This is a genomic window from Filifactor alocis ATCC 35896 (genome assembly GCF_000163895.2).
Classification (GTDB): Bacteria; Bacillota; Clostridia; order Peptostreptococcales; family Filifactoraceae; genus Filifactor; species Filifactor alocis.
The window spans coordinates 1,274,469-1,297,862 of record NC_016630.1 but is presented as its reverse complement, the minus strand read 5'-3'; the positions used below and the strand labels follow the sequence as shown (position 1 = coordinate 1,297,862).

Genomic DNA, 23,394 nt, shown 5'->3' with positions numbered 1-23,394 from the left:
GTGAAAAAAAACCTCCTAATGTGCTAAACTGTATAAAAGCCTGCCAGCTGATGAAAAACAGAATAGATTAGGAGGAACATTAAAATGTCTCAACAAAATAATGTCAATAACAGTTTAGCACATACCAAATGGGCTTGAGATATAATAGGGATACAGAGGAAAAAGCTTGATAAATAGGAGCTTTCAGCACTGTATCCCTATTTTTAAAATCAAACAAAATATCGAAAAGGAGGCTTTTATGATATGTAAAAGAATATTTCAAACCATTATGTCAGTTATTCCATTAGCAAAGGCGGTGGAGAATAAATGAGATGGATAATAAAAATAATTTTATTTCCAATCAGCTTGCTGTTAAGTATTCTTACTGCATTTTTAACATTCTTGCTTAGCGTAGGAACAGCAATCCTATATTTGCTTATGCTGATGTGTGTATTTGTTGCCATAGGCTCATTCTTTATGCTACACAACACAAGAGCAGCAATAGAAGCACTCATTATAGGATTTCTACTAAGTCCTTACGGAATACCGATGATAGGAACTGTAATTATAGCTTTTATACAAGGAATCAATGAAGCCATAAAATCAATATAAAAAATTTCATAAAAATGGTTACCAAGGGCGATAGATAAAAACTATCGTCTTTTTTAGTGAAAAAATATCATGGAAAGGAGAGCTTTTAGATGAGTATGTATTTATTTGATGAACAACCTATCGTTGCAAATAAGACATTGGCAAGAGAGATAGGTTTAAATGAAGCTCTTATCTTACAGCAAATAAACTATTGGATAGAAATAAATAAGAAATCCGGCAATAACTTCTGTGACGGAAGATATTGGACATATAACTCAATAAGAGCATGGCAGGAAAAAGATTTTGACTATATGAGTTTCGATACTGTAAAAAGAACCTTTGCGAAGTTGGAAAAGGCAGGTTTTCTACTCGTAGGAAACTACAATAAAGATCCAAGAGATAAAACAAAATGGTACAGCATAAATACCGAAAAGCTGGAGGAACTTTATATTGAAATTGAGAACAAAAAGAAAAAAGAAGAATTACAAGCCTTAGAAAAAGCTGTGCCTAATGCATTAGGGCAAAATGCACCAATGGAAAAGTGCAAAATCCACCAATGCACAAGTGCAGATTGCACCAATGCAACAGAGCAAAATCTGCCAATGCAAAATGGCAATATGCCCCAACCATTACCAGAGAATACTACAAATAATTCATCAAAGATTACTACAGATATTTCATCATATAATTCCACCCATCATTCCGTCATAGATGCCGAGTATTCAGAACCAAGAAAAAGGATGGACGGAGAGGCGGAAATAGAAAACAAAAATATATATCAGAACTGCTTAGATGAGTTAAGAACACAGACAGGCTATTATGAACATCTTGAGTTGGGCAATAAATTTATAGTTAAAGACTTTGATGAGATATTAAAGATACTGGCAGATATTATGATACTTGATGATAGAGAGCTTGTTACAATCAATCAAACGAAGCTTCCGGCACATATAGTAAAAGAAAGATTTAGAAAACTTAAATCAGAGCATTTGGAGTATCTGTCAGATGTTATTAAGGAAAATGAATACAAGATTAGGAATATCAGAGCATTTGTCCTAACAGCAGCATATAATGCACCAAGTGGGATAGATGCACATTACTCTGCCCTTGTAAGCTATGATATGAGAGGAGGATATTGAATGTGATTAACGAAGAAATTGCAAGAAAGACACTAAGCCTTGAGATTAAGGCTGCCAAAGTAACCGGAAAACTTCTTTTAAATCTGTTGAAAAAACTGATAAAAGAAGCAGAGAAACTGGGAGGGCTTGAAAAACTCGTTAAAGTAAACGGAAATGAAGTCAAGCTCAAAGATATGGCGAAAAAAGGACAGCTTGAAGAAATACCGGTAGAAGAAGCGGAGCTTAAGGAACTGAAAAAAGAGCTTAACAAATATGGTGTTAAGTTTTCAGTGATGAAAGATAAGGAAACAGGCAAATACTCCGTATTTTTCCAAGCCAAAGATATGAAAATGATGGAGAAAGCCTTTAAAAATGCTCTTGCAACATCAGAAAGAAAGGCTGAGAGGAAAGAGTCCATTCACAAAAATATTGAGAAGTTTAAGGAGATGGCAAAAAATACTGTTTCTAAGGATAAAGTTACGAATAAACAAAAGGAGCAGAGCTTATGAGCAGTTTGATAACATTTGAAAATATGGAATTCGGGAAACTCACTGTAATGGAAAAAGACGGTGAGTTTTTCTTTATCGGAAAAGAAGTAGCCGAAAAACTGGGCTATTCAAACACGAGAGATGCTTTGGTAAGACACATTGCGGAAGAAGATAAGGGAGTCGTGAAACACGACACCCTTGGTGGTAGACAGTCATTTACGATAATCAACGAGTCCGGTCTTTACTCTCTTATCCTATCTTCCAAGTTACCACAGGCAAAGGACTTTAAAAGATGGGTAACCACAGAGGTATTGCCGAGTATTCGTAAGAATGGCGGATATATCAAAAATCAAAAAAAATGAGTAATGAAGAAATATTGGCAAATGCGGTACTCCTTGCCAATCACCTGATTGCTGAAAAAGAAAAAATCATAGAAGATTTAGAGCCGAAAGCCAAGTATTTTGATGAACTGGTGAATAACCATATGCTTACTAATTTCAGAAATACAGCAAAAGAGCTTCATATCCCACAAAAGGTATTTATTCAGTTTTTGATAGATCAGAACCTTATTTGTTGGGATAAGAAAAATAGACTTCTACCCTATGCCAAGAACAACAAAGGATATTTTGAAGTAAAGGAATGGTGCAAAGAAGGGAGCGAAGCGGTCGGAATACAGACCTTTGTAACACCGAAAGGCAGGAGCTACTTATTACTTTTTATTGGAGGTGAAAAGACTCGTGATAGATAAAATATTAAAGGACATCAAAGGCATATTTAAGGTGCAAGATAAGGCAAAGTTTGTAAAACAAAACATTCCCTATCTTGCATTTTTCTATATTGGCAACATCTTCTCCTATCATGTGAGAAGTTATACCGGTGGAGATGTGATTGACAGGATATTTCAGGGGATATTAGAGCTTAATACAATGAGTTTTCTCCCAAGTATTTATTTGGTGGATATACTGACAGGAATAGGAGTTGCTGCTATAATTAAATTCATTATCTATACCAAAGGTAAAAATGCGAAAAAGTTTAGACAAGGGAAAGAGTACGGCTCGGCAAGATGGGGAAATAAAAAAGACATCGAGCCGTACATGGATGAAAAGTTTCAAAACAATATCTTGCTAACACAAACAGAACGATTAACCATGAACGGCAGACCGTCGAATCCAAAGTATGCAAGAAATAAGAATGTACTTGTCATAGGCGGATCAGGAAGTGGCAAGACTAGATTTTTTGTAAAACCAAACCTTATGCAAATGCACAGCAGCTATTGTGTAACCGATCCGAAAGGAACGATAGTTCTTGAGTGTGGCAAGATGCTTGAAGATAATGGCTATGAGATAAAAATCTTAAACACCATTAACTTCAAAAAGAGTATGAAATACAATCCCTTTGCTTATCTTAGAAGTGAAAAAGACATACTCAAATTGGTACAGACAATCATTGCAAACACCAAGGGCGAGGGAGAAAAAGCAGGTGAAGATTTTTGGGTGAAAGCCGAGAAACTTTACTATACAGCACTTATCGGATACATTTTCTATGAAGCTCCAAGAGAAGAAAAGAACTTTGCAACTCTCCTTGATATGATCGATGCGTCTGAGGTCAGAGAAGATGACGAAACATACATGAATCCGATAGACAGACTCTTTGAAGCATTGGAAAAGAAAGAGCCTACACACTTTGCAGTGAAGCAATACCGAAAATATAAACTTGCTGCCGGAAAAACAGCGAAAAGTATATTGATTAGCTGTGGTGCAAGGCTTGCTCCCTTTGATATTCAGGAACTTAGGGACTTGATGAAAGAAGATGAACTGGAGCTTGATACACTCGGAGATAGAAAGACTGCCCTCTTTGTTATTATCTCCGATACCGATGATACCTTTAACTTTGTGGTATCAATTATGTACTCACAGCTATTTAATCTTTTATGTGATAAAGCCGATGATGTATATGGTGGAAGATTGCCAGTTCATGTAAGATGCCTACTTGATGAGTTTGCAAATATCGGCTTAATTCCAAAGTTTGAAAAGCTGATTGCCACAATCCGAAGCCGAGAGATTTCAGCAAGTATTATATTGCAGGCACAATCTCAGTTAAAGGCAATCTACAAAGATAATGCCGACACGATTGTAGGTAACTGTGATAGTACCTTGTTTCTTGGTGGAAAAGAGAAAACAACATTAAAAGAACTTTCGGAAACACTGGGAAAAGAAACCATCGACCTATATAACACATCGGAAACAAGATCGAATCAAAAGAGTTTTGGGCTGAATTATCAAAAGACCGGTAAAGAGCTGATGAGCCAAGATGAAATAACCGTTATGGACGGCGGTAAATGTATCTTTCAGCTTAGAGGCGTCCGCCCTTTTCTATCGGATAAATTCGACATTACAAAACACAAGAACTATAAGCTCTTGGAGGACTATGACAAGAAGAATTTGTTTGATATTGAAAGCTACATGAAGCGAAAAGGAAAAGCAAAACTGAATAGAGATACGGTTATTACAAGAATGCAGTAAGTCTAAAAAATAGATTTGCTGCTTTTTTATTACTCAAAATCAGGAGGAAATATGATAAGGATAAGAAGTCCCACTAAGGAAAAACTAAATAGCAAAAGCATCAGCGATTGGAAAATAAAACTTTCAGTCGCTTTTTTTATTGAAAAGAAAAGGAGAAATTAAAAATATGAAGCAGGAAATGATGAACATCAATGCCAACTTGGTTGCAGAGCCTATTTTCTCAAGTTTTGAAAAAGACGGAGAAACGGTAGAAGTCGTTAATTTTGCACTTGTAAAGAAGTACGGGAAAGGCAAGGAATATATCAACTGTGCCGCTTACGGTGAAAAGGTGGAAACAGCGAAAGACTTTGTAAAAGGCGATCTCATTCATATCTTTGGATATTTCAAAGAGCGTGAAAAAGACGGTAAGACTTACAAAAACTTTTTAGTAAAGTCATACAACAAAATTGAAAAGAAAGAAAACAAGGAGGAAGAATAAAATGGAATTTTTTACACAGGCAGTAGATGTACTGAAAGTATTGGTAATGGCGGTAGGAGCAGGACTCGGTGCGTGGGGCGTGATCAACCTGATGGAAGGTTACGGGAACGACAACCCCGGCGCAAAGAGCCAAGGCGTGAAGCAATTGATGGCGGGAGGCGGTATCGTCCTTATCGGCTTAAAACTCATTCCGCTTCTTGCCAATGTACTAAAGTAGGAAGAAAAGGAGCGATGAAATGTTTGGGATATTCGACAAGATAGAAGAATTTTTCAAGGAGCTTCTACTGGGCGGTATCCAAGCAAACTTAGAGTCCATGTTTCTTGACATCAACAATCAGGTTGGGAAAGTGGCAGCAGATGTAGGAAAAACTCCTATGGGATGGAACGGAGAAGTATTTAACTTTATCAAGAGTATTAACGACTCCGTCATTATTCCCATTGCAGGACTAATCATAACGGCAGTCCTTTGTATTGAGCTCATCAATATGGTCATGCAAAAGAACAATATGCACGATACGGACACCTTTGACTTTTTCAAATACATCATCAAGATGTGGATTGCTGTATGGTTAGTATCTCATGCCTTTGAATTTTCAATGGCGGTCTTTGATGTGGCACAAAGTATGGTAAACAAAGCGGCGGGGGTGATTAACACCTCTGCTGTTGTTTCTGGAGATCAAATTGTTCAGATGGTAGAAGCTTTAAAAGACAAGGGGCTTGGAGAACTCATTATGATTCTCTTTGAGACCTCACTCATTAAAGTTGCCATACAGGGAATCTCCATTGTTATCATGCTTGTTGTTTACGGAAGAATGTTTGAAATCTATGTTTACTCATCGGTTTCAGCCATACCGTTTGCGACAATGGGAAACAAAGAATGGGGACAGATCGGAACAAACTACATTAAAGGACTATTTGCCCTTGGACTGCAAGGACTCTTTTTAATGGTTTGCCTTGGAATTTACGCAGTATTAGTTAAGACAATACAGATTACAGACATTCATACCGGTACCTTTACGATACTCGGGTATGCAATTTTGCTGGGACTGATGATGTTAAAAAGCGGAACACTGGCAAAAAGTGTATTAAACGCACACTAAAAAAGAAAGGAAAGATAGTATGAAGAAAAGAAAAACAATATGGAAAGCAGCACTTCTTGTAACAGGCATTGCCTTTGTGATGGATAGAATCAGAGTTCATAAAAAAATGAAAGAGCTAAACAAAAGAATCACCAAGGTTGGACATTGTCATAATGATTTTTGTCTGATGCAGGGAAGAATCAATCAAAGCACAGAGGAACAGCTTGCAATTATTCAGGAAGAAATCGGCTCCGTATATGAACACATGGAGGAGCTGTCAAAGGAAAAAGAAGATGGGAGGTAAATCATGGCGTATGTACCAATCCCGAAAGACTTAAAGAAAGTAAAAACGAAGGTCGCTTTTAACTTAACCAAAAGACAGCTGATCGGATTTACTCTCGCAGGGCTGGTAGGAATACCGGTCTATTTATTTATGAGAAAGTTTGTAGCAAATGATATAGCGATTCTATTTCTCATCGTGTCTACACTTCCCATTTTTTTCATTACACTGTTTGAAAAAGACGGACTGACCTTTGAAAAATATTTTAAGTATATCTATTTACACAAGTTTTACCAACCGCAAAAGCGTGTGAGAAAGGAGGTTTACCTTGAACAGCAAAAGAAAAATTCAGCAGCTAAAGCTCATGCAAAACGAAAAGGCGTTAAGAAAGGAGAAACAGGAATTAAAGCAAGATAAAACAAAGATGAAAAAAAAGAAAGACGGATTTTTGAGCCTTATCTTTAAGAAAGAGCCGAAACGCCATACTGTAGAAGATACCCTTCCCTATCTTAGAATGTTGAAAAGCGGGATATGCCAGAGTGATGAAAAACACTTCAGTAAAAGCATAGCCTTTGAAGATATTAACTATCAGCTTGCCTTAGAGGAAGATCGAGACCTTATTTTTAATCAGTTTGCCAACTTCTTAAATTCCTTTGATCCGAGTGTCAAGATTGAGCTTTCGTATATCAATCAGCTTGGCAGAAACGAAGAAATGCAGTCGGCAATTCAGATACCGGATAAAAAAGACGGCTTTGACGAGATACGCCTTGAGTTTCGAGAGATGCTAAAAAATCAGATTGTAAAGGGAAATAACGGGCTTAGAAAATCAAAGTATATTACTTTTACCGTCGAAGCGGACAATATGGAGCAGGCAATCTCAAAACTGGAAAGACTGGAGATTGACATCTTATCTTCCCTAAAAAGTATGGGCGTGCGTGCAGAAAGCCTAAATGGAGAAGAAAGGCTGAAAATCCTTCACGATGTATTAAATCCGGGCAAGACCTTTGAGTTTTCCTACAAAGACCTAAAGAAAAAAGAAAGCACCAAAAGCTACATTACGCCTGATGAATTTAACTTTACACCGAGTAGATACTTTAAGTTCGGGAAGTTTATCGGAGCGATAAGCCATTTTCAAATCCTTGCCAGTGAACTTTCAGACCGTATGCTTGCCGAGTTTTTGGATATTGATGATAACATCAATATTTCCTTTCATATCAAGGCGATCGAGCAGTCGGAAGCCATTAAGATGGTAAAACGAAAAAATACCGACATCGACAAAATGCGAATTGAGGAAAACAAAAAGGCGGTAAGAGCGGGTTATGATATGGACATTTTACCCTCAGACCTAATTACCTATGGTGAAGATGTGAAAAGCCTACTCAAAGACTTGCAGACAAGAGATGAGCGTATGTTTGTCGTAACCATTATCTTTATGAACTTTGCAAGGACAGTACAGAAACTGGAAAACGCCATTGCACAAATCAGCTCTATTGCCAATAAGCACAACTGCAAATTAAAAAGACTTGATCATGCACAGGAACAGGGACTTGTAAGCGTACTTCCTCTTGGCGTGAATAAGCTGGAGATTAACAGAGGCTTAACTTCCTCATCAACAGCCGTCTTTATACCGTTTACCACAGAGGAGCTTTTCATAAATTCAAGCAACAGCTTATACTACGGACTGAATGCACTAAGCCATAACCTGATTATGGCGGATCGAAAGAAATTAAAGAATCCCAATGGGTTAATCTTAGGAACACCCGGAAGCGGTAAGTCCTTTAGTGCAAAGCGTGAAATGGCAAATGCGATTTTGGTAACGGATGATGATGTCATCATCTGCGATCCGGAGGGCGAATATGGCAATCTTGTGCGTCAGTTTAACGGAGAAGTCATTAAGGTTAGCAGTAAATCAAAGGATTACCTCAATCCCCTTGACATCAATATGAACTACGGCGATGGAGATACACCGTTAAAAGACAAGGCAAACTTCATCATGTCTATGCTTGAACTTGTCGTTGGAGGAAGCGGACTGACAGCAGAGGAAAAGTCGGTTATAGACAGGTGCTTACCTAAGATTTATGAGAAGTATTTTAACGAACCTGAACCGAAAAACATGCCTATCTTACAAGATCTATACGATATGTTAAAAAATCAAGAAGAAAAGGTCGGAAAAAAACTGGCAACGGAGATGGAGATCTATGTAACAGGCTCTCTTAATGTATTTAACCATCAGTCCAATGTGGACTTAAATAAGCAGCTCCTTTGTTTTGACATCAAGGAACTGGGCAGTCAGCTTAAAAAAATCGGAATGCTTGTGATTCAGGATCAGGTTTGGAATAAGGTATCTCAAAATAGAGGAAATAAGGCAACAAGGTATTACATCGATGAGTTTCACTTGCTTCTAAAAGAAGAACAGACCGCTTCCTACTCCGTAGAAATATGGAAGCGTTTCAGAAAATGGGGAGGAATTCCGACCGGCATCACGCAGAATGTCAAAGACCTACTGATGAGTAAGGAGATAGAAAATATCTTTGATAATACGGACTTTGTCTTAATGCTCAATCAAGCGTCAGGAGATCGGGAAATCTTGGCAAGAAAACTGAAAATTTCCAAACCGCAGCTTAAATATGTTACCAATTCCAATGCGGGAGAAGGACTGTTATTCTTCGGAAACACCATCGTTCCCTTTATTGATAAGTTCCCGAAAGATACCATTCTTTACCAGAAGATGACAACGAAACCGGAAGAAGTGAGGTGATAGCTTGTGGAAAAGAAATTAAGGCGAGATTTTAAGGAAAGGCAGAAAATCAAAGAGGAAGCAAAACTGTTAGGGAAAGAATATATGGATGCGGATGAAGCCGGTAAATTAAAGCATGGCGATGATTACCGAGGGAAAATTATTCACGAGAAAGACCGATTTCAGGATAAGATCCACGAAAAGGAAAGCAAAAGAAATTCCAAGAATGAGCTTTTGCAAGGAAGTTCCAAAAGAAAGGTGAAACAGCTTAAAAATGTTGTAAAAGACAAGGAAACAGATACCTCAAAAGAAGATAATAAATCCCCTCTTGTCTCCGGCGATGAAAACAGTGTTTTTACTTCCCTTGCAAATGATGAAACAATAGCCGATGAGATAGTTTCTGCACCGAAAAGCATAAAAACAGAAAAGGAAATCTCCTTTGAAGAACAAAAAGCCGAGCTTTTAAAGAAAAGAAAAATGGCTGAAAAAGTCAGAAAAGAGTTAAGAACGGAAGGAAAGTACAGTCAAAATGAAGAAATCTACGATCCTTTGGGAAAAGACCTTGATAATGATGGTATCATCGACAGGTATGACAATGACTTTAGAGACAGCGACTATTTTGAATCGACTTATGATGTGGAAGATAATCTTCATACCAAAGAAGGTATAACGGAACACTCTAACAAAAAGCACAATGCTCAAAAGAAGCTGTATAAACGAAAAAACTATTCGGATAAGGTCTATACAAGGAAAAAGGAAGACAATCACGCAGACGATAAGACGGAAGGGAAAAAGTCTTCCAAAGAGATGATTCAGGGCAGAGAAAAGAAAAAGTCTGCAAAGGGATCTGTTCTGTCAGGTTTAGCAAAAGGAAGTGAAGCGGTAAGGGATTACCTATCCCATGGCAGTGATGAAAATCAGGGTGTGGAAACCGGAGAAAAGATTGCAGACGGCAATTCAAAATTACTTCATGGGATAAAAAACTATGCCGATAAGAAAAAGGCTAAAAAAAGCTATAACCTAAGCAAAAAAGATTACAAGATACGAAAGCGTAAATCAAAATTGGAGTTTCGGGAAGCCAAAGAGGAATTAAAGAAAACAAAGGAATATAAGCAAGCAAATGCTTTTAAGAAGTTTCAAAAGAAAAAGCAGATGAAATCCGCTATTGGGAAACGAAATAAATCAAGGCTTAGAGATCGTATCAAAGAAAGTCTGATCGGAACACTGAAAAGCTCCAAAGAAATGCTGATACGAAAAGCAAAGGGACTTATGATGATTGTCATAGGTCTTATTATTTTGGGGACTTTTATCATTCAATTTGCAGGCACCTCCATGACCGGAATGATAAACTCTACAAGCGGCGTATTAACTACAACCTATCTTTCCGACCAAAATGTACTAAGTGAAATCAATCAACAGTTTTCGGGATTGGAAGAAGGTCTGCAAGATGAAATCAGTTCCGTAGAAGAAAATTATCCCGGCTATGATGAATATCTCATAGAAAAAGAGGGAGAAATCGGACACAACACCCATGAGCTTTTATCCTACATCACTTCAAGATGTGGAGAAATTAAGGATTCAAAGGAAGTTCAAAGTATCATCCATGACATTTTTACAAAGATGTATGATTTATCTTATCGAGAAGAAATTGAAATCAGATACAGGACGGTTACGGAAACATATACCGATGAAGATGGCAATGAGCATACCGAAAGTCATGAAGAAGCTTATGAGTATAAGAAGCTCATAGTAACACTGAAGAAAAGGGAAATGGACAGTATCGTAAGAGAAATCTTCGCAGAGTATCCCGATAATGTTCTTCACTATGAAGCCTTGCTTGCCTCTAAGGGAAACATGGAAACTGTCTTTGGAAGCGGAAACGGAAATTTATCGGAGATTGTAGACAATCCCGACTTTTCAAATCCGGGAATTGCCTTTGACGATGTAACGGTGAAGGCACTGTTTAACGAAGCGGAAAAGCATATCGGAAAGAGATATGTATTTGGGGCGAACGGGCCGAATAACTTCGACTGTTCGTCCTTTGTGTGCTGGAGTTTTACCCATTCGGGTGTCAAGAATATGCCACGAACAACCGCTTGGGGAATATACAAAACTTACTGCAATCCCGTATCTCCAAGTGAAGCAAAGGCGGGAGATATTATCTTCTTTAAGAACACCTATGACAGCGGCTCCCCTATTTCTCATGTCGGCATTTATGCAGGAAACGGTATGATGATTCATGCAGGCGATCCGATTCGCTTTGTCAGTATCAATACACCTTACTGGAGGGAGCATTTCTACGGCTTCGGCAGAGTCAAGTAAAGAAAGGACGGTAAAATGTGAAAAAAGAACTTACAGCAGTGAAAAACAAAATTCAAAAGTTAAAGGATAAAAAGGCTCTGATTGATGAAGAATTGGAGCCTTTATTGATTCGTGAAGAAGAACTTGAAAATGAGGAGATTATTGCCATTTGCAGAAAAAACAATATCACAATTACAGATTTAATGGCAAAGGTTAAAAAGGAACAAACGGAAATGAAAAAGGAGAAAACAAATGAGAACAGTTATGAAAAATAAGGTATTTACAAGGTTAATGACAGCATTACTTCTTGCTGTTACGGTCATTTTGGCAGCTTACCCATCGGTAGCCTATGCACAAGTTGATGAAAAAGAAGCAGCAAAGGAAACAGTAAAGGAAGAACCGAAAAAACCTGAAATTACAGTTATTAAAAAGGAAGAAGAAAAAGAAGTGCGTTATCCCAATAAATTGACTGCAAAAGAGCCGGAGAATTTAAAGCAAAAAATGGTTTCAAACGGAGAAACAACCAATACCAATAAAGGGATTCCGACCGAGCCTACCAAATCAAGGGCAAGTGTTACGGAGAATGTAAATAATGCCAATCAGGAGTATCCCATTCATCATGGAGATAGTAGCGATAACAAAGAAACGGATAAATATTCTGCGGATGCCAGACAGTTTATTACTTTTCAGACCAAGAACGGAAAGACCTTTCATCTCATTATCAATCATGATGAACAGGGAGAAAATGTCATGCTTCTTACCGAAGTTTCGGAAGATGATCTGCTCAATATGGTAGAAATCAAGGAAAAACCGAAAGAAGTAGTTAAGGAAGAACCCATAAAGGACGAACCGAAAGAAGAAGCAAAGCCTGAAAAAAAGGAAGAAAAAAGCAGCACCGGAACATATATCCTGCTTGCTCTTGTAACTTTGGGGGCATTGGGAGCAGGCTATTATTTTAAGGTGGCAAAAAAGAAAGAAGATAAGGAACTGGAAGCCTTCGAGGAAGATGATGATTTCTTCTCGGAAGCGGAAGGCAGTGAAGAAACGGAAAATGAAGAAGTTGAAAATCAGGAACTGGAAGATGAAACAGAGGACAGCGAAGAAGATTAGGAGTAAAAAAGATACTATTTGCTGTAAAACACAGGGCGAAGGAGAGAAAATCTTTCGCCCTCTTATATTGAAAACGGGAGGAAAAATATATATGAAACTTGTAATTGCTGAAAAGCCAAGTGTTGCATTATCAATCTCAAAGATAATAGGAGCAAAGAATAAAAAAGACGGATACTATGAGGGAAACGGGTACAGAGTAAGCTGGTGTGTCGGGCATTTAATTCAAATGGCAAATCCCGATTCTTACGATGAAAAGTATGCCAAATGGAAGATTGATGACTTGCCGATTATTCCAAGTGAATATCAGTATGAAGTGGCAAAGGCAACAAAGAAGCAGTTTGCAGTCCTAAAAAAACTGATGAATGATAAGGCGATTGATACTGTTATCAATGCCTGCGATGCCGGACGAGAGGGAGAAGCAATCTTTAGACTTGTATATCTTCAGGCAAGCTGTAAAAAGAAGATGAAAAGGCTTTGGATTTCCTCCATGGAAGATAGTGCAATTAAAGACGGCTTTGATAAGCTAAAAGACGGAAAAGACTATGATAATCTCTTTGAATCGGCTCAAGCAAGAGCGGTTGCCGACTGGCTTGTTGGAATGAACATCAGCAGGCTATACTCTTGCTTATATAAGCAAAATTACAGTGTTGGGAGAGTACAGACACCGACTCTTGCCATGATTGTAAAAAGAGATGACGAGATAACTAATTTTAAGAAAGATAAATACTACACAGTGGAGCTATCTATGAACGGCTTTATACTTTCGACTGAGCGAATTGATGATGAGGTTGCTGCTGAACAGCTAATCAATTTAGTTGGCGATAAGATTGAAATCACTGATGTTATCCAAAAAGAGAAAATTACAAAGCCTGATTTACCATTTGACCTTACGACACTTCAAAGAGAGTGCAATAAGTATTTTGGATATTCTGCAAAGCAAACTCTCGACTATGCTCAAAGTTTGTATGAAAAGAAGCTGATTACCTATCCAAGAACAGACAGCAGATGCCTTACTGAAGATATGATTACAAGTACCGTCAATAATATTTTGGGCAAAAATGACTTTGATACAGGTCGTATCAAGACGGTGTTTAACTCAAAAAAGGTTACGGATCATCATGCGATTATTCCTACAGTAAGCTCACTGAGTGAAGATTTATCGGGTATTCCTGAGAGTGAAGCAAAGGTATATCGACTGATTTCTAATAAGCTCCATGCAAGTGTGGGCTATCCTTTAGTGGAAAATACAACGAAGATTGTAGCTGAATTTGACGGCTTTCAATTTACGAGTACTGGTAAGGTTATTAAGGACGAGGGCTTTACAAAATATCTTAAAGAATACAAGTTCAATAAGAATGAGGATTTGGAGCTTCCTGATGTAAGCATTGGAGATGTTATTATCATTGAAAATAAAGAGATTAAAGAAAAGTACACTAAACCTCCGAAACACTTTACGGAGGACACACTCTTAAAAGCTATGGAGCTTGCAGGTAATGATGCATTGGAAAAAGGTGTTGAAGTGGAAAGAGAAGGACTTGGAACACCGGCAACAAGAGCAGGCATTATTGAAAATCTGATTTACAAAGAATTTATTGAACGAGATAAGAAGAATCTGATTGCAACACCGAAAGGAAAAAGCCTGATTGAGATTGTCGTAGATAACTTCAAATCAGCAGAAATGACGGCACAGTGGGAAATGGAATTGTCTGAAATAGCACAGGGCAAATCTTCCAAAAAAGAATTTTTAGAAAAGATTGAGGAACAGATAAAACATACGGTAGAGGAACACCAGAAGAATGAATAGGAAAAATGAATATTAGAAAAAGGAGGTAAAAATGCGAATCAATGATTTTCATAATATTTTGGAGCTTGTAAAACAGGATATTCTGCATAGTGAAGCGGAATATTTAAAGCTCCTAAAGGTTGTCGGAAACAATCAACGATATGATTTTAGAAGTCAGTTAAGTATCTATGATAAAAATCCGGAAGCGACAGCCTGCGCCAAGTTCGATTATTGGCGTGAACGCTTTCACCGAACTGTTATGCGAGGACAAAAAGGAATTCCGATTTTAGAGGACTACGGCACATATAAAAAGGTTGACTACATCTTTGATATAGCTCAGACAGTTTCAAGAAACAGAGATGTCAATGAAGTAAATCTATGGAGATTCGATAAAGAAGCGCATCAAGATGTGTTAAAGGAAATGATAAAAAGTGAGGGATATGAAGAGAGTGAAAGTATCTTAGAAAATATCTTTTCTTTAAGCAGGCTTTACGGAGATGAAAAGATAGACAGTCTAATGAACGAGCTTAGAATAGCCGATGAGAATAGAATATCTTTTACAAAGTTTGTGAGAGATTCAGTGAGCTATGCGGTATCTTCAAGGTTTCAGCTTGATTATCCTATGGATAGTGAACTTTTAAGAGAAAATTTTGAAAGACTTGATAGTATATCTCTTATGAGTCTTGGTGAAACCGTATCGGATATTAGCGGAAATATCATTGATGCGACCATTCAGAAAAGTAAAGAGCTTGACAAAGAAGTTTTAAGAGGTAAAGAAGCAGGATATAATAAGATTAGAGAAGAAATTGAGGAGGTAGAAGAAAATGTACTTCGACGAGATGATCAGAAAAGAAATGAAAACGAGCGAGTTCTCCGAAATGGGGAGTACGGACGAGATAATAGAGAAAATCAGGGAGAATACACTAAGCAGCTTGGAGGAACAGACGGAATTCATCAAGGAATATCCCAATCCGACCTACGCAGTGATGAGGCTGGATTATCTTTCACAGAGCGAGGAGCAGAGCCGATTCGAGATGTTAGTGGATTTATACAAGGAGAAGAAACTGACCAATCATTTGATGGACATTCAGAAACAGGCGATAGCGTTTATGAGAACAGAGAAGCCGAAACTGATGGAAGCTTGGAAGATAGAGAGCAAGAGCGATCCGCAGTATGGAGCGATGATTTCAGCTCTCAAAGAAATGACCATCAAGGAAGTCGTGGAAATCTAAAAGAAAATACCGAATCAGAGATAAGAGAAGCGGACAAGGCTTCTTTTTCTTTGCCTGAAAATGCTTACGGACAACTGATCCTGACCGTTCCTCTTAGCCAAAAGGAAAAAGATGTGTTCCTGATTAACGGGGGAAATCACGATGGGGGCAGACTTCCTGTCATTGCCGAGTTTTCCAAAGGAAAAAGCAATGAAGAATTGGGAGAATACCTAAAAGATACCTTTAACGGTGGAAACGGACTGTATATTGATGAAAGAGAGGTATCTTCCTGGTATTCGGATAAGGGGATTCATTTTGCTTCCGGAACATCGGCAAGAGAAGATCATACGCAGGTTTTAAGTTGGAGTGATGCGGCAAATAGAATTGCTGAACTTTTGGAAAACGGAGAGTTTGCTACCAATGTGGAGATTTCAGAAGCTTTGGATTATGAAAGAGATCGGATTTCAGAGTCCCTATGGTATCTTATTCACGATTTGAGTGAGGAAGGAAAAGAACAAGGCTTTTTTGAATTTCTCGAAAAAGGAGGTGGCTTTCCGGATGAAACAAAAAGATTATCCGAGGCACTGAAAAATCCTGAACACCTTGGGGATGTCATCAAAGAGTATGGACGATTTTTAGAAGCATATAGAGAAGATAGAGATGTACTAAGGTTTCACTATCATAAGGTGGACAGCCTTTATCAGAAATTACAGGAGCTTGCACTGCCAAGAAAAGAATACAGTACCAATCTTACTGAACTTCCAAAAGTAAAAGCCTTTATTACAGAAGATGAAGTCCTTGCTACTATTTCAAGGGGAAGCGGAATCGATAGAGGAAAAGAGCGAATTACAAAGTTTTTCAAAGAAAATCACACTTTACAGGAAAAAGCCGACTTCTTAAAAGATGAATATGGAACAGGAGGAAGAAGCCATGCGGTATCAGGCTTGACAGGTAGTGGAGAATGGCACGATGCCAAAGGAATAAAACTTGAAAAGGATAATTGTAAAGATGTGTTTCTCACTTGGACAAGTGTGGCAAAGCATATTGACGAGCTGCTTTCTAAAAACCTTTACCTTGAGGAACAGCACATAGAAAATATAGCGGAGAAGGAAGAAGTAAAAGAGCCACACTATTACTCGAAAGATAATCCTGAAAACTTGATGACTGATGAAATGCTGAAACGGGTGCCGGAGCTTTACGCACAGGAAGAAATTGATTTAGCGGATAAGGAAGTTCATGCAGCATATATCATTCCTTTTAAAAGTAATTGGACTTGGTATATGACAGAGTATGACAGGGAAAGCGGAGAAGCCTTTGGGCTTGTAGTCGGAATTGAACCTGAATGGGGATATTTCAATCTGAATGAATTGAAAGAACTTAATGCTCAAAGACTTGTGTTGGAAGATTTTCCAAAGACTTTTCAAGAAATCAAAGATACCGAGCTTGTAAAACAGATGAGTGAGGAAGAAATAGACCGAGTATTTAACGGACAGCTTTCCGCAAAAGATAATCAAAAGGAACAGGACATCTTTTATCTTAGCGATGAAATGGGAATTTCATTAGAAGAAGCCGAGGGTATTATCAACGACAGGAGCAGGTTATCAGGGATTAGTACAGAGGATACAGATAACAAAGATAATTTACTTGATGAAAAAAGTCCTGTTCAATCTACCCTGTTTGACTACATTCAGCAAAAAGAAGAAGTAGAGCTGAATGAAAAAGAGGAAAGCCTTGCAGAACAATTTGCAGTGAAACAAGGTGATACCGTCTATTTTGACCATGAAACATATATTGCAAAGGATATTGAAAAAAATAAAGTAAACGGAAAGCCGGAGGTATGGCTGTATCCGGCAAGAGATGGAAATAGGCAAATTGCAATCGTACCGTTTATGGATAATGAGGAGCTATTAAGAAAGATAAGCATTGAAAGACCGAGATTTTTGATTGGCGATGAAGTGAAATATAAGGATAAGGATTGTACCATTACCCGCTTTGATAATATGGGAAATAACCTAAAGACCGTAACGGTTAAGGATAATACCGAATATCTCAGTGGTATGATAACAGGCTCCGATGTGATTCCCTATCGTTTAGAGAGCGACCTTGAGAGAATATTTGAAAATCTGACATACAAGAAAGCTAAAGATACGATTCAAGACATTGATGAAAAGGCAGAAAAACTAAAAATAGAAGCTCATAATTTTAAGATTACCGAAGAAATCCTCCCTGAAAAATTAACGCCAAGTGAAAGGTTAAACCAAAACCTTGAAGCAATCTCCATGCTTAAACGAGTGGAGAGTGGACAAAGAGAGCTTGACAATACAGCTCAGGAAGTCTTGGCAAAATATGTAGGATGGGGCGGACTTTCCGAAGTCTTTGACGAAAGCAGAGAAGGTCAGTGGAAAGAAGCAAGAGCATTCTTAAAAGAAAATCTATCGTCATCAGAATACGAAGCTGCTAAGGAATCAACTTTAACAGCTTTTTATACGCCTAAGACAGTCATTGACAGTATCTACTCTACACTCTCAGGAATGGGGTTTAAGAATGGCAATATCTTAGAACCGTCAATGGGCATCGGAAACTTTATCGGAAGTTTACCGGATGAAATGAGTAGCAGTAAATTTTATGGTGTAGAGCTTGACTCCTTAAGCGGTCGCATTGGAAAACTTCTATATCCGGAAAGTGATATACAGATTAAAGGACTGGAAGAAACTTCCTTTTCCAATAATTTCTTTGATGCGGTTATCGGGAATGTACCCTTTGGAGAGTACAAGGTCAATGACAGGGAGTATAACAAAAATAACTTTTTAATTCATGACTACTTTTTTGCAAAATCCATTGACAAAGTTAGAAATGGTGGTGTTATCGCTTTTATTACATCTTCAGGCACGATGGATAAAAAGGATGAAAGTGTCAGACGATACCTTGCAGCAAGAGCGGAGTTTTTAGGAGCAATCAGACTTCCAAACGATACCTTTAAGGGTGTTGCCGGAACGGAAGTAACCTCGGATATTATCTTCCTAAAGAAAAGGGACAGTATAAGAGAAAGGGACGAGGACTGGATACATCTTGCAGAAGATGAAAATGGGCTGACATATAACAAATACTTTGTAGAGAATCCTCAGATGGTGCTTGGCTCTATGGAAGAAGTGTCAGGAAGATTTGGAAACGCCCTTGCTTGTCTGCCAAGAGAAAATGCCGATTTAAAGGAGCTGCTTGCAAGGGCAAGTGAAGAAATATCCAAAGGAACAGCCTATGAAGAAATAGAGCTACTTGATGATGAAATCACATCTATCCCTGCCACAGATGATGTCAAAAATTTTTCATATACTATCATTGATGACGAAGTGTATTACAGAGAAAATTCCCTTTTTGTAAAGAAAGAGATAACGGATAAGAATAAGGAGAAGATTAAGGACTATCTTGAACTGAATACTGCCCTTAAAGATGTTATCTACAAGCAGAAAGAGGACTATTCCGATGATGAGGTAAAGAAAGCTCAAGAAAAGCTCAATGAAGTCTATGACCGCTTTTCTAAAAAGCATGGATATGTCAATAACCTTTCCAATACCAGAGCCTTTAAAGAGGACAGTAACTTCCCGCTTGTTTCCTCCATTGAAATCCTTGATGAAGAAGAAAACTTTAAGGCAAAGGGGGATATATTCTCCAAGAGGACAATCACAAAGGCAAAGACCATTGACCATGTGGATACTTCTTTGGAATCTCTTGTGTTATCTATGTCGGAAAAAGGCTATGTGGACTTTGACTATATGGAAAACCTGACGGGAAAAGATAGACCTACTCTAATAGAAGAATTAAGGGGAGAGATTTATCTAAGTATCAGGGAAGAACAGAACTTTTACAGACCGCTATCCTTTAACCCCGAAGATGGAGATTTGCCTTTCGCCTGTGCAAATGGCAGCAATTCATATAAGTATGGCTATGTTACAAAGGACGAATACCTATCAGGGAATATCAGAGAAAAGATTACCATCGTAGACAGTTACCTTGCAAAGTTAAGACAAACGGAACGGGAACTACCTCATCTTGGCTATGCGGAAGATGGCAAAGAAAAAGAGCTGATAAGCTATGAGATGAACCGTTTGGAATATCAAAAATCGGAACTTACCAAAGTATTACCGAAAGAACTGGAAGCAAGTGAAATCAGCGTTCGTCTTGGAGCAACTTGGATACCGATTAAGGATATAGAGAAATTCATCTTTGAAACGTTGAAAACACCGGGCTGGGCAAGATGGGATATTAAGGTCAAATTCTCAAATCTTACAAGTGAATGGAATATTGAAGGAAAGAGCAAAGACAGAGGAAATGACCTTGCTGAAATGACCTACGGAACATCAAGGATAAACGGATATAAGCTGATTGAAGATGCCTTAAACCTTAAAGAAACAAAGGTCTTTGACCAGATTGAAAATCCGGATGGCTCAAAAAGTTCTGTCTTAAATAAAAAGGAAACTCTCCTTGCAGGACAGAAACAGGAACTTCTAAAAGAAGAATTTAAGAACTGGATATTTAGTGATCAGGAAAGAAGAAGCAGACTTGTGAAGCTCTACAATGAGCGTTTTAACTCTATCCGAAATCGTGAATATGACGGAAGTAATCTCTCTTTTGAAGGAATGAATACGGAAATCAAACTCAGACCACACCAAAGAAATGCCATTGCAAGAAGCCTTTATGGAGGAAATACCCTGCTTGCCCATGTGGTAGGAAGCGGAAAGACTTTTGAGATGGTCGCTTCCGCAATGGAAAGTAAAAGGCTTGGAATGTGCAGTAAATCTCTCTTTGTTGTACCGAATCATCTAACAGGACAGATTGGCAGAGAGTTTATGCAGCTTTATCCGTCGGCAAATATTATGGTCGCAGATAAGAAAGACTTTGAGCCGAAAAACAGAAAAAGATTTATCGGCAAAATTGCAACAGGCGAATATGATGCGGTTGTAATCGGGCATACGCAATTTGAAAAAATCCCGATGTCAAAAGAATACCAAGAGAAGCATATTCAGGATCAGATTGATGAAATCATAAACTATGTAGAGGAATACAAGCATGACAGAAATCAGAACTTTACGGTAAAGCAGCTTGAAAAAACAAAGAAAAAACTTGAAACAAGGCTTGAGAAATTAAACGATGATTTTAAGAAAGATGATGTCATTACATTTGAAGAACTTGGCGTAGATAAGCTCTTTATTGACGAGGCACATGGCTACAAAAATCTCTATCTTTACACAAAAATGAGGAATGTAGCAGGTATCGGGCAGTCCGAAGCCTTTAAGTCATCCGATATGTTCATGAAGTGTAGATACATGGATGAAATGACAAATGGAAAAGGAATTGTCTTTGCCACAGGAACGCCTGTATCAAACTCCATGACCGAGCTTTATACCATGCAGCGTTATCTTCAGTATGAAAGCCTTAAAAAGAATAATTTGGAGCATTTTGACTCTTGGGCTTCTACCTTTGGGGAAACGCAGTCAGCTTTTGAATTATCTCCGGAGGGAACAGGATACAGAGTAAAGACAAGATTTTCCAAGTTCTATAACTTGCCTGAACTAATGTCTATGTTTAAGGAAGTTGCGGACATTCAGACAGCGGATATGCTTAATCTTCCAACACCTGAAGCACACTATGAAGTCATTAAGACTTTGCCAAGCGAGGAGCAAAAAGAAATCTTAAAGAGCTTATCAAAACGGGCAGATGATGTGAGAAACAAAGCGGTAGAGCCTGATGAAGATAATATGCTGAAAATCACCAATGACGGTAAGAAACTTGCTCTTGACCAAAGGCTGATCAATCCCCTACTTCCTGATAATCCCGACAGCAAAGTCAATGTTTGCGTGAAAAATGTCTTTAGTATTTGGGATAAGACCAAGGAGAATAAATCCACACAGCTACTATTTTCCGATATGTCCACACCGAAAGGCGATGGAGAGTTTAACATCTATGATGACATCAGAGAAAAGCTCGTTGCAATGGGAATCCCGAAACAAGAAATAGCCTTTATTCATGAAGCTAATTCAGATAAGCAAAAGGACGAACTATTTGCAAAGGTGCGTAAGGGAGATGTGAGGATATTGCTCGGCTCTACTCAGAAGATGGGAGCCGGGACAAATGTGCAAAATAAGCTGATTGCACTGCATGATTTGGATGTACCTTGGCGTCCTGCGGATCTTGAACAGAGAGCAGGTAGAATTGTAAGACAGGGAAATGAAAATAAAGAGGTAAATATCTATCGCTATGTTACGGAGAATACCTTTGATGCATATTTGTGGCAGACCATAGAAAATAAGCAGAAGTTCATTTCTCAAATTATGACAAGTAAGACTCCCGTTCGTGTTGCGGAAGATGTGGACGAAAGCTCCCTTAACTATGCAGAAATTAAAGCTCTTGCCACAGGAGATCCGAAAATCAAAGAAAAAATGGATTTGGACAATGAGGTTACAAAACTTAAAATGCTTGAAGCAAACTATAAGTCCAATCGTTATAGATTAGAGGACAAGGTTGCTAAAAATTATCCGGAAGAAATTGCAAGGACGGAAAAGTTAATTGAAGCTGTTAAGAAAGATATATCAGAAGTTGAACCTAAGTCAGACAGTGAGGAAAAGTTTACTTCCATTACTATTTTAGGCGAGAAGATTACCGATAAGAAATTAGCAGGAGAAAAACTTCTTGAAGCCATTTCAAAAGTAAAAATCAATGAAAGTAAGATGATAGGAAAGTATAGAAATATGGATTTAGAGGTCAGCTATAACTTCTTTACCAATGAGCATAATTTCAGCTTAAACGGTGCTGCAAAGCATTCAGGAGAGCTTGGCACAAGTGCAGACGGAAATATGACAAGACTGGATAATGCTCTTGAGAAAATGCCTGAGAAATTAAAGAGGCTTGAAGAAAAGCTCGTTAGTACCAAAGAACAGCTTGAAAATGCCAAAGAAGAACTTAAAAAGCCGTTTGAAAAGGCAGATGAACTGAAAACTAAAGTATTAAGGCTTGCCGAACTGAATAAGCTGCTCGATATGGGAGAGGTAGAAGAAAAGAGAAATGACAATCCCCTTGTGGAAGATGTAAAACGAGCGATTATTGACTTCTGTAACAGAGAGTATGAAGAAAACCACAGCTATGATGAATTTGACACGCTATATCCTGATTTAAAGCATATCGGGATTGCCTATACCAATACGCCCGATGAAAGACATGGGATTCAGTACGAACTGAATTTAGAAGCTAAAACATGGACACAGTATATTGATGATACGGTGGTAAAAACAGAGAGCTTCGACTATGAAAACAAGGGAGAGAACGAAGCTCTAAGGAATATGAAAAATGAGATTGAGCTATCCTCTTTTGAAGATTTGATCTATGTGGATTCCGAAGATTTAAGAGCAGCAACGGGACTTGATATTGATGATGAAGGAAACTTCTATGATCCGCTTGCAAAAGACCTCGATAATGACGGTATCATCGACAGATATGACAATGATTTCAGGGACAGTGATTACTTTGAATCAACCTATGATGTGGAAGATAATCTTTATACAAAAGAGGAAACTTCTCAAAGAACGGAAGATAAACCGTCTATTTTAGGACAGATCAGAGCTTATCAAAGTGAAAGCAAAACGGAAGATAAACAAACTACAAAAGAACAGGAATATGCAAGATAAGGGGGCTTATAAGCTCCCTTTTACCATGAAAGGAGATAAAA

At 38.1% G+C, this 23,394-nt stretch carries 17 protein-coding genes; all 17 read left to right on the top strand.

What is annotated here, in order from left to right:
- The first annotated feature begins 306 nt into the window (after positions 1–306).
- The 17 genes from HMPREF0389_RS05695 to HMPREF0389_RS05615 all read left to right on the top strand — a co-directional run bounded on the left by HMPREF0389_RS05695 (position 307) and on the right by HMPREF0389_RS05615 (position 23,353).
- Positions 307–591, top strand: coding sequence for a CD1845 family protein (locus tag HMPREF0389_RS05695; RefSeq protein ID WP_001267197.1), 285 nt, complete (start codon positions 307–309; stop codon positions 589–591).
- A gap of 89 nt (positions 592–680) precedes the next feature.
- On the top strand, positions 681–1,709 hold the full coding sequence (locus HMPREF0389_RS05690; protein WP_000063201.1) for a DUF6017 domain-containing protein: 1,029 nt from the start codon (positions 681–683) through the stop codon (positions 1,707–1,709).
- Between the two features lie 2 nt (positions 1,710–1,711).
- Positions 1,712–2,197 carry a PcfB family protein gene (locus HMPREF0389_RS05685; RefSeq protein WP_001860223.1) on the top strand — a complete coding sequence of 162 codons (486 nt, stop codon included), beginning with the start codon at positions 1,712–1,714 and terminating at the stop codon, positions 2,195–2,197.
- Positions 2,194–2,538 carry a BRO-N domain-containing protein gene (locus tag HMPREF0389_RS09395; protein ID WP_001860224.1) on the top strand — a complete coding sequence of 115 codons (345 nt, stop codon included), beginning with the start codon at positions 2,194–2,196 and terminating at the stop codon, positions 2,536–2,538. The genes HMPREF0389_RS05685 and HMPREF0389_RS09395 overlap by 4 nt, the downstream gene beginning before the upstream one ends.
- Entirely contained in the window at positions 2,535–2,924 is a 390-nt protein-coding gene (locus HMPREF0389_RS09390; protein ID WP_014262674.1) for a phage antirepressor Ant, read from the top strand. Before HMPREF0389_RS09395 ends, HMPREF0389_RS09390 begins: the two co-directional genes overlap by 4 nt.
- A complete protein-coding gene (locus HMPREF0389_RS05675) occupies positions 2,914–4,698 on the top strand; it encodes a VirD4-like conjugal transfer protein, CD1115 family (RefSeq protein WP_014262673.1) in 1,785 nt (594 codons plus the stop codon). Before HMPREF0389_RS09390 ends, HMPREF0389_RS05675 begins: the two co-directional genes overlap by 11 nt.
- A 166-nt stretch (positions 4,699–4,864) precedes the next feature.
- The gene (locus tag HMPREF0389_RS05665) at positions 4,865–5,176 is read left to right on the top strand and encodes a single-stranded DNA-binding protein (RefSeq protein WP_014262672.1); all 312 of its coding nucleotides are present in this window, start codon (positions 4,865–4,867) and stop codon (positions 5,174–5,176) included.
- Position 5,177: 1 nt separating this feature from the next.
- Complete coding sequence (locus HMPREF0389_RS05660) at positions 5,178–5,393, top strand: Maff2 family mobile element protein (RefSeq protein WP_000394207.1); 216 nt, start codon at positions 5,178–5,180, stop codon at positions 5,391–5,393.
- A gap of 19 nt (positions 5,394–5,412) precedes the next feature.
- The gene (locus HMPREF0389_RS05655) at positions 5,413–6,276 is read left to right on the top strand and encodes a VirB6/TrbL-like conjugal transfer protein, CD1112 family (RefSeq protein ID WP_000466911.1); all 864 of its coding nucleotides are present in this window, start codon (positions 5,413–5,415) and stop codon (positions 6,274–6,276) included.
- A 19-nt stretch (positions 6,277–6,295) separates the two neighbouring features.
- Entirely contained in the window at positions 6,296–6,559 is a 264-nt protein-coding gene (locus HMPREF0389_RS05650; protein WP_000746438.1) for a hypothetical protein, read from the top strand.
- Positions 6,560–6,562: 3 nt separating this feature from the next.
- Complete coding sequence (locus tag HMPREF0389_RS05645; RefSeq protein WP_000332202.1) at positions 6,563–6,952, top strand: PrgI family protein; 390 nt, start codon at positions 6,563–6,565, stop codon at positions 6,950–6,952.
- Entirely contained in the window at positions 6,864–9,293 is a 2,430-nt protein-coding gene (locus tag HMPREF0389_RS05640) for a VirB4-like conjugal transfer ATPase, CD1110 family (protein ID WP_041250824.1), read from the top strand. Before HMPREF0389_RS05645 ends, HMPREF0389_RS05640 begins: the two co-directional genes overlap by 89 nt.
- Before the next feature lie 6 nt (positions 9,294–9,299).
- On the top strand, positions 9,300–11,594 hold the full coding sequence (locus tag HMPREF0389_RS05635; protein ID WP_000412442.1) for a C40 family peptidase: 2,295 nt from the start codon (positions 9,300–9,302) through the stop codon (positions 11,592–11,594).
- Between the two features lie 17 nt (positions 11,595–11,611).
- Positions 11,612–11,848: a hypothetical protein gene (locus HMPREF0389_RS05630; RefSeq protein WP_000711919.1), complete on the top strand. Its 237-nt coding sequence runs from the start codon at positions 11,612–11,614 to the stop codon at positions 11,846–11,848.
- Positions 11,826–12,683, top strand: coding sequence for a CD1107 family mobile element protein (locus HMPREF0389_RS05625; protein ID WP_001860228.1), 858 nt, complete (start codon positions 11,826–11,828; stop codon positions 12,681–12,683). The genes HMPREF0389_RS05630 and HMPREF0389_RS05625 overlap by 23 nt, the downstream gene beginning before the upstream one ends.
- Positions 12,684–12,774: 91 nt before the next feature.
- Positions 12,775–14,487, top strand: a complete 1,713-nt coding sequence (locus tag HMPREF0389_RS05620) for a DNA topoisomerase 3 (protein ID WP_014262670.1) — start codon at positions 12,775–12,777, stop codon at positions 14,485–14,487.
- Between the two features lie 31 nt (positions 14,488–14,518).
- Positions 14,519–23,353, top strand: coding sequence for a helicase-related protein (locus tag HMPREF0389_RS05615; protein ID WP_001222126.1), 8,835 nt, complete (start codon positions 14,519–14,521; stop codon positions 23,351–23,353).
- The last annotated feature ends 41 nt before the right edge of the window (positions 23,354–23,394 follow it).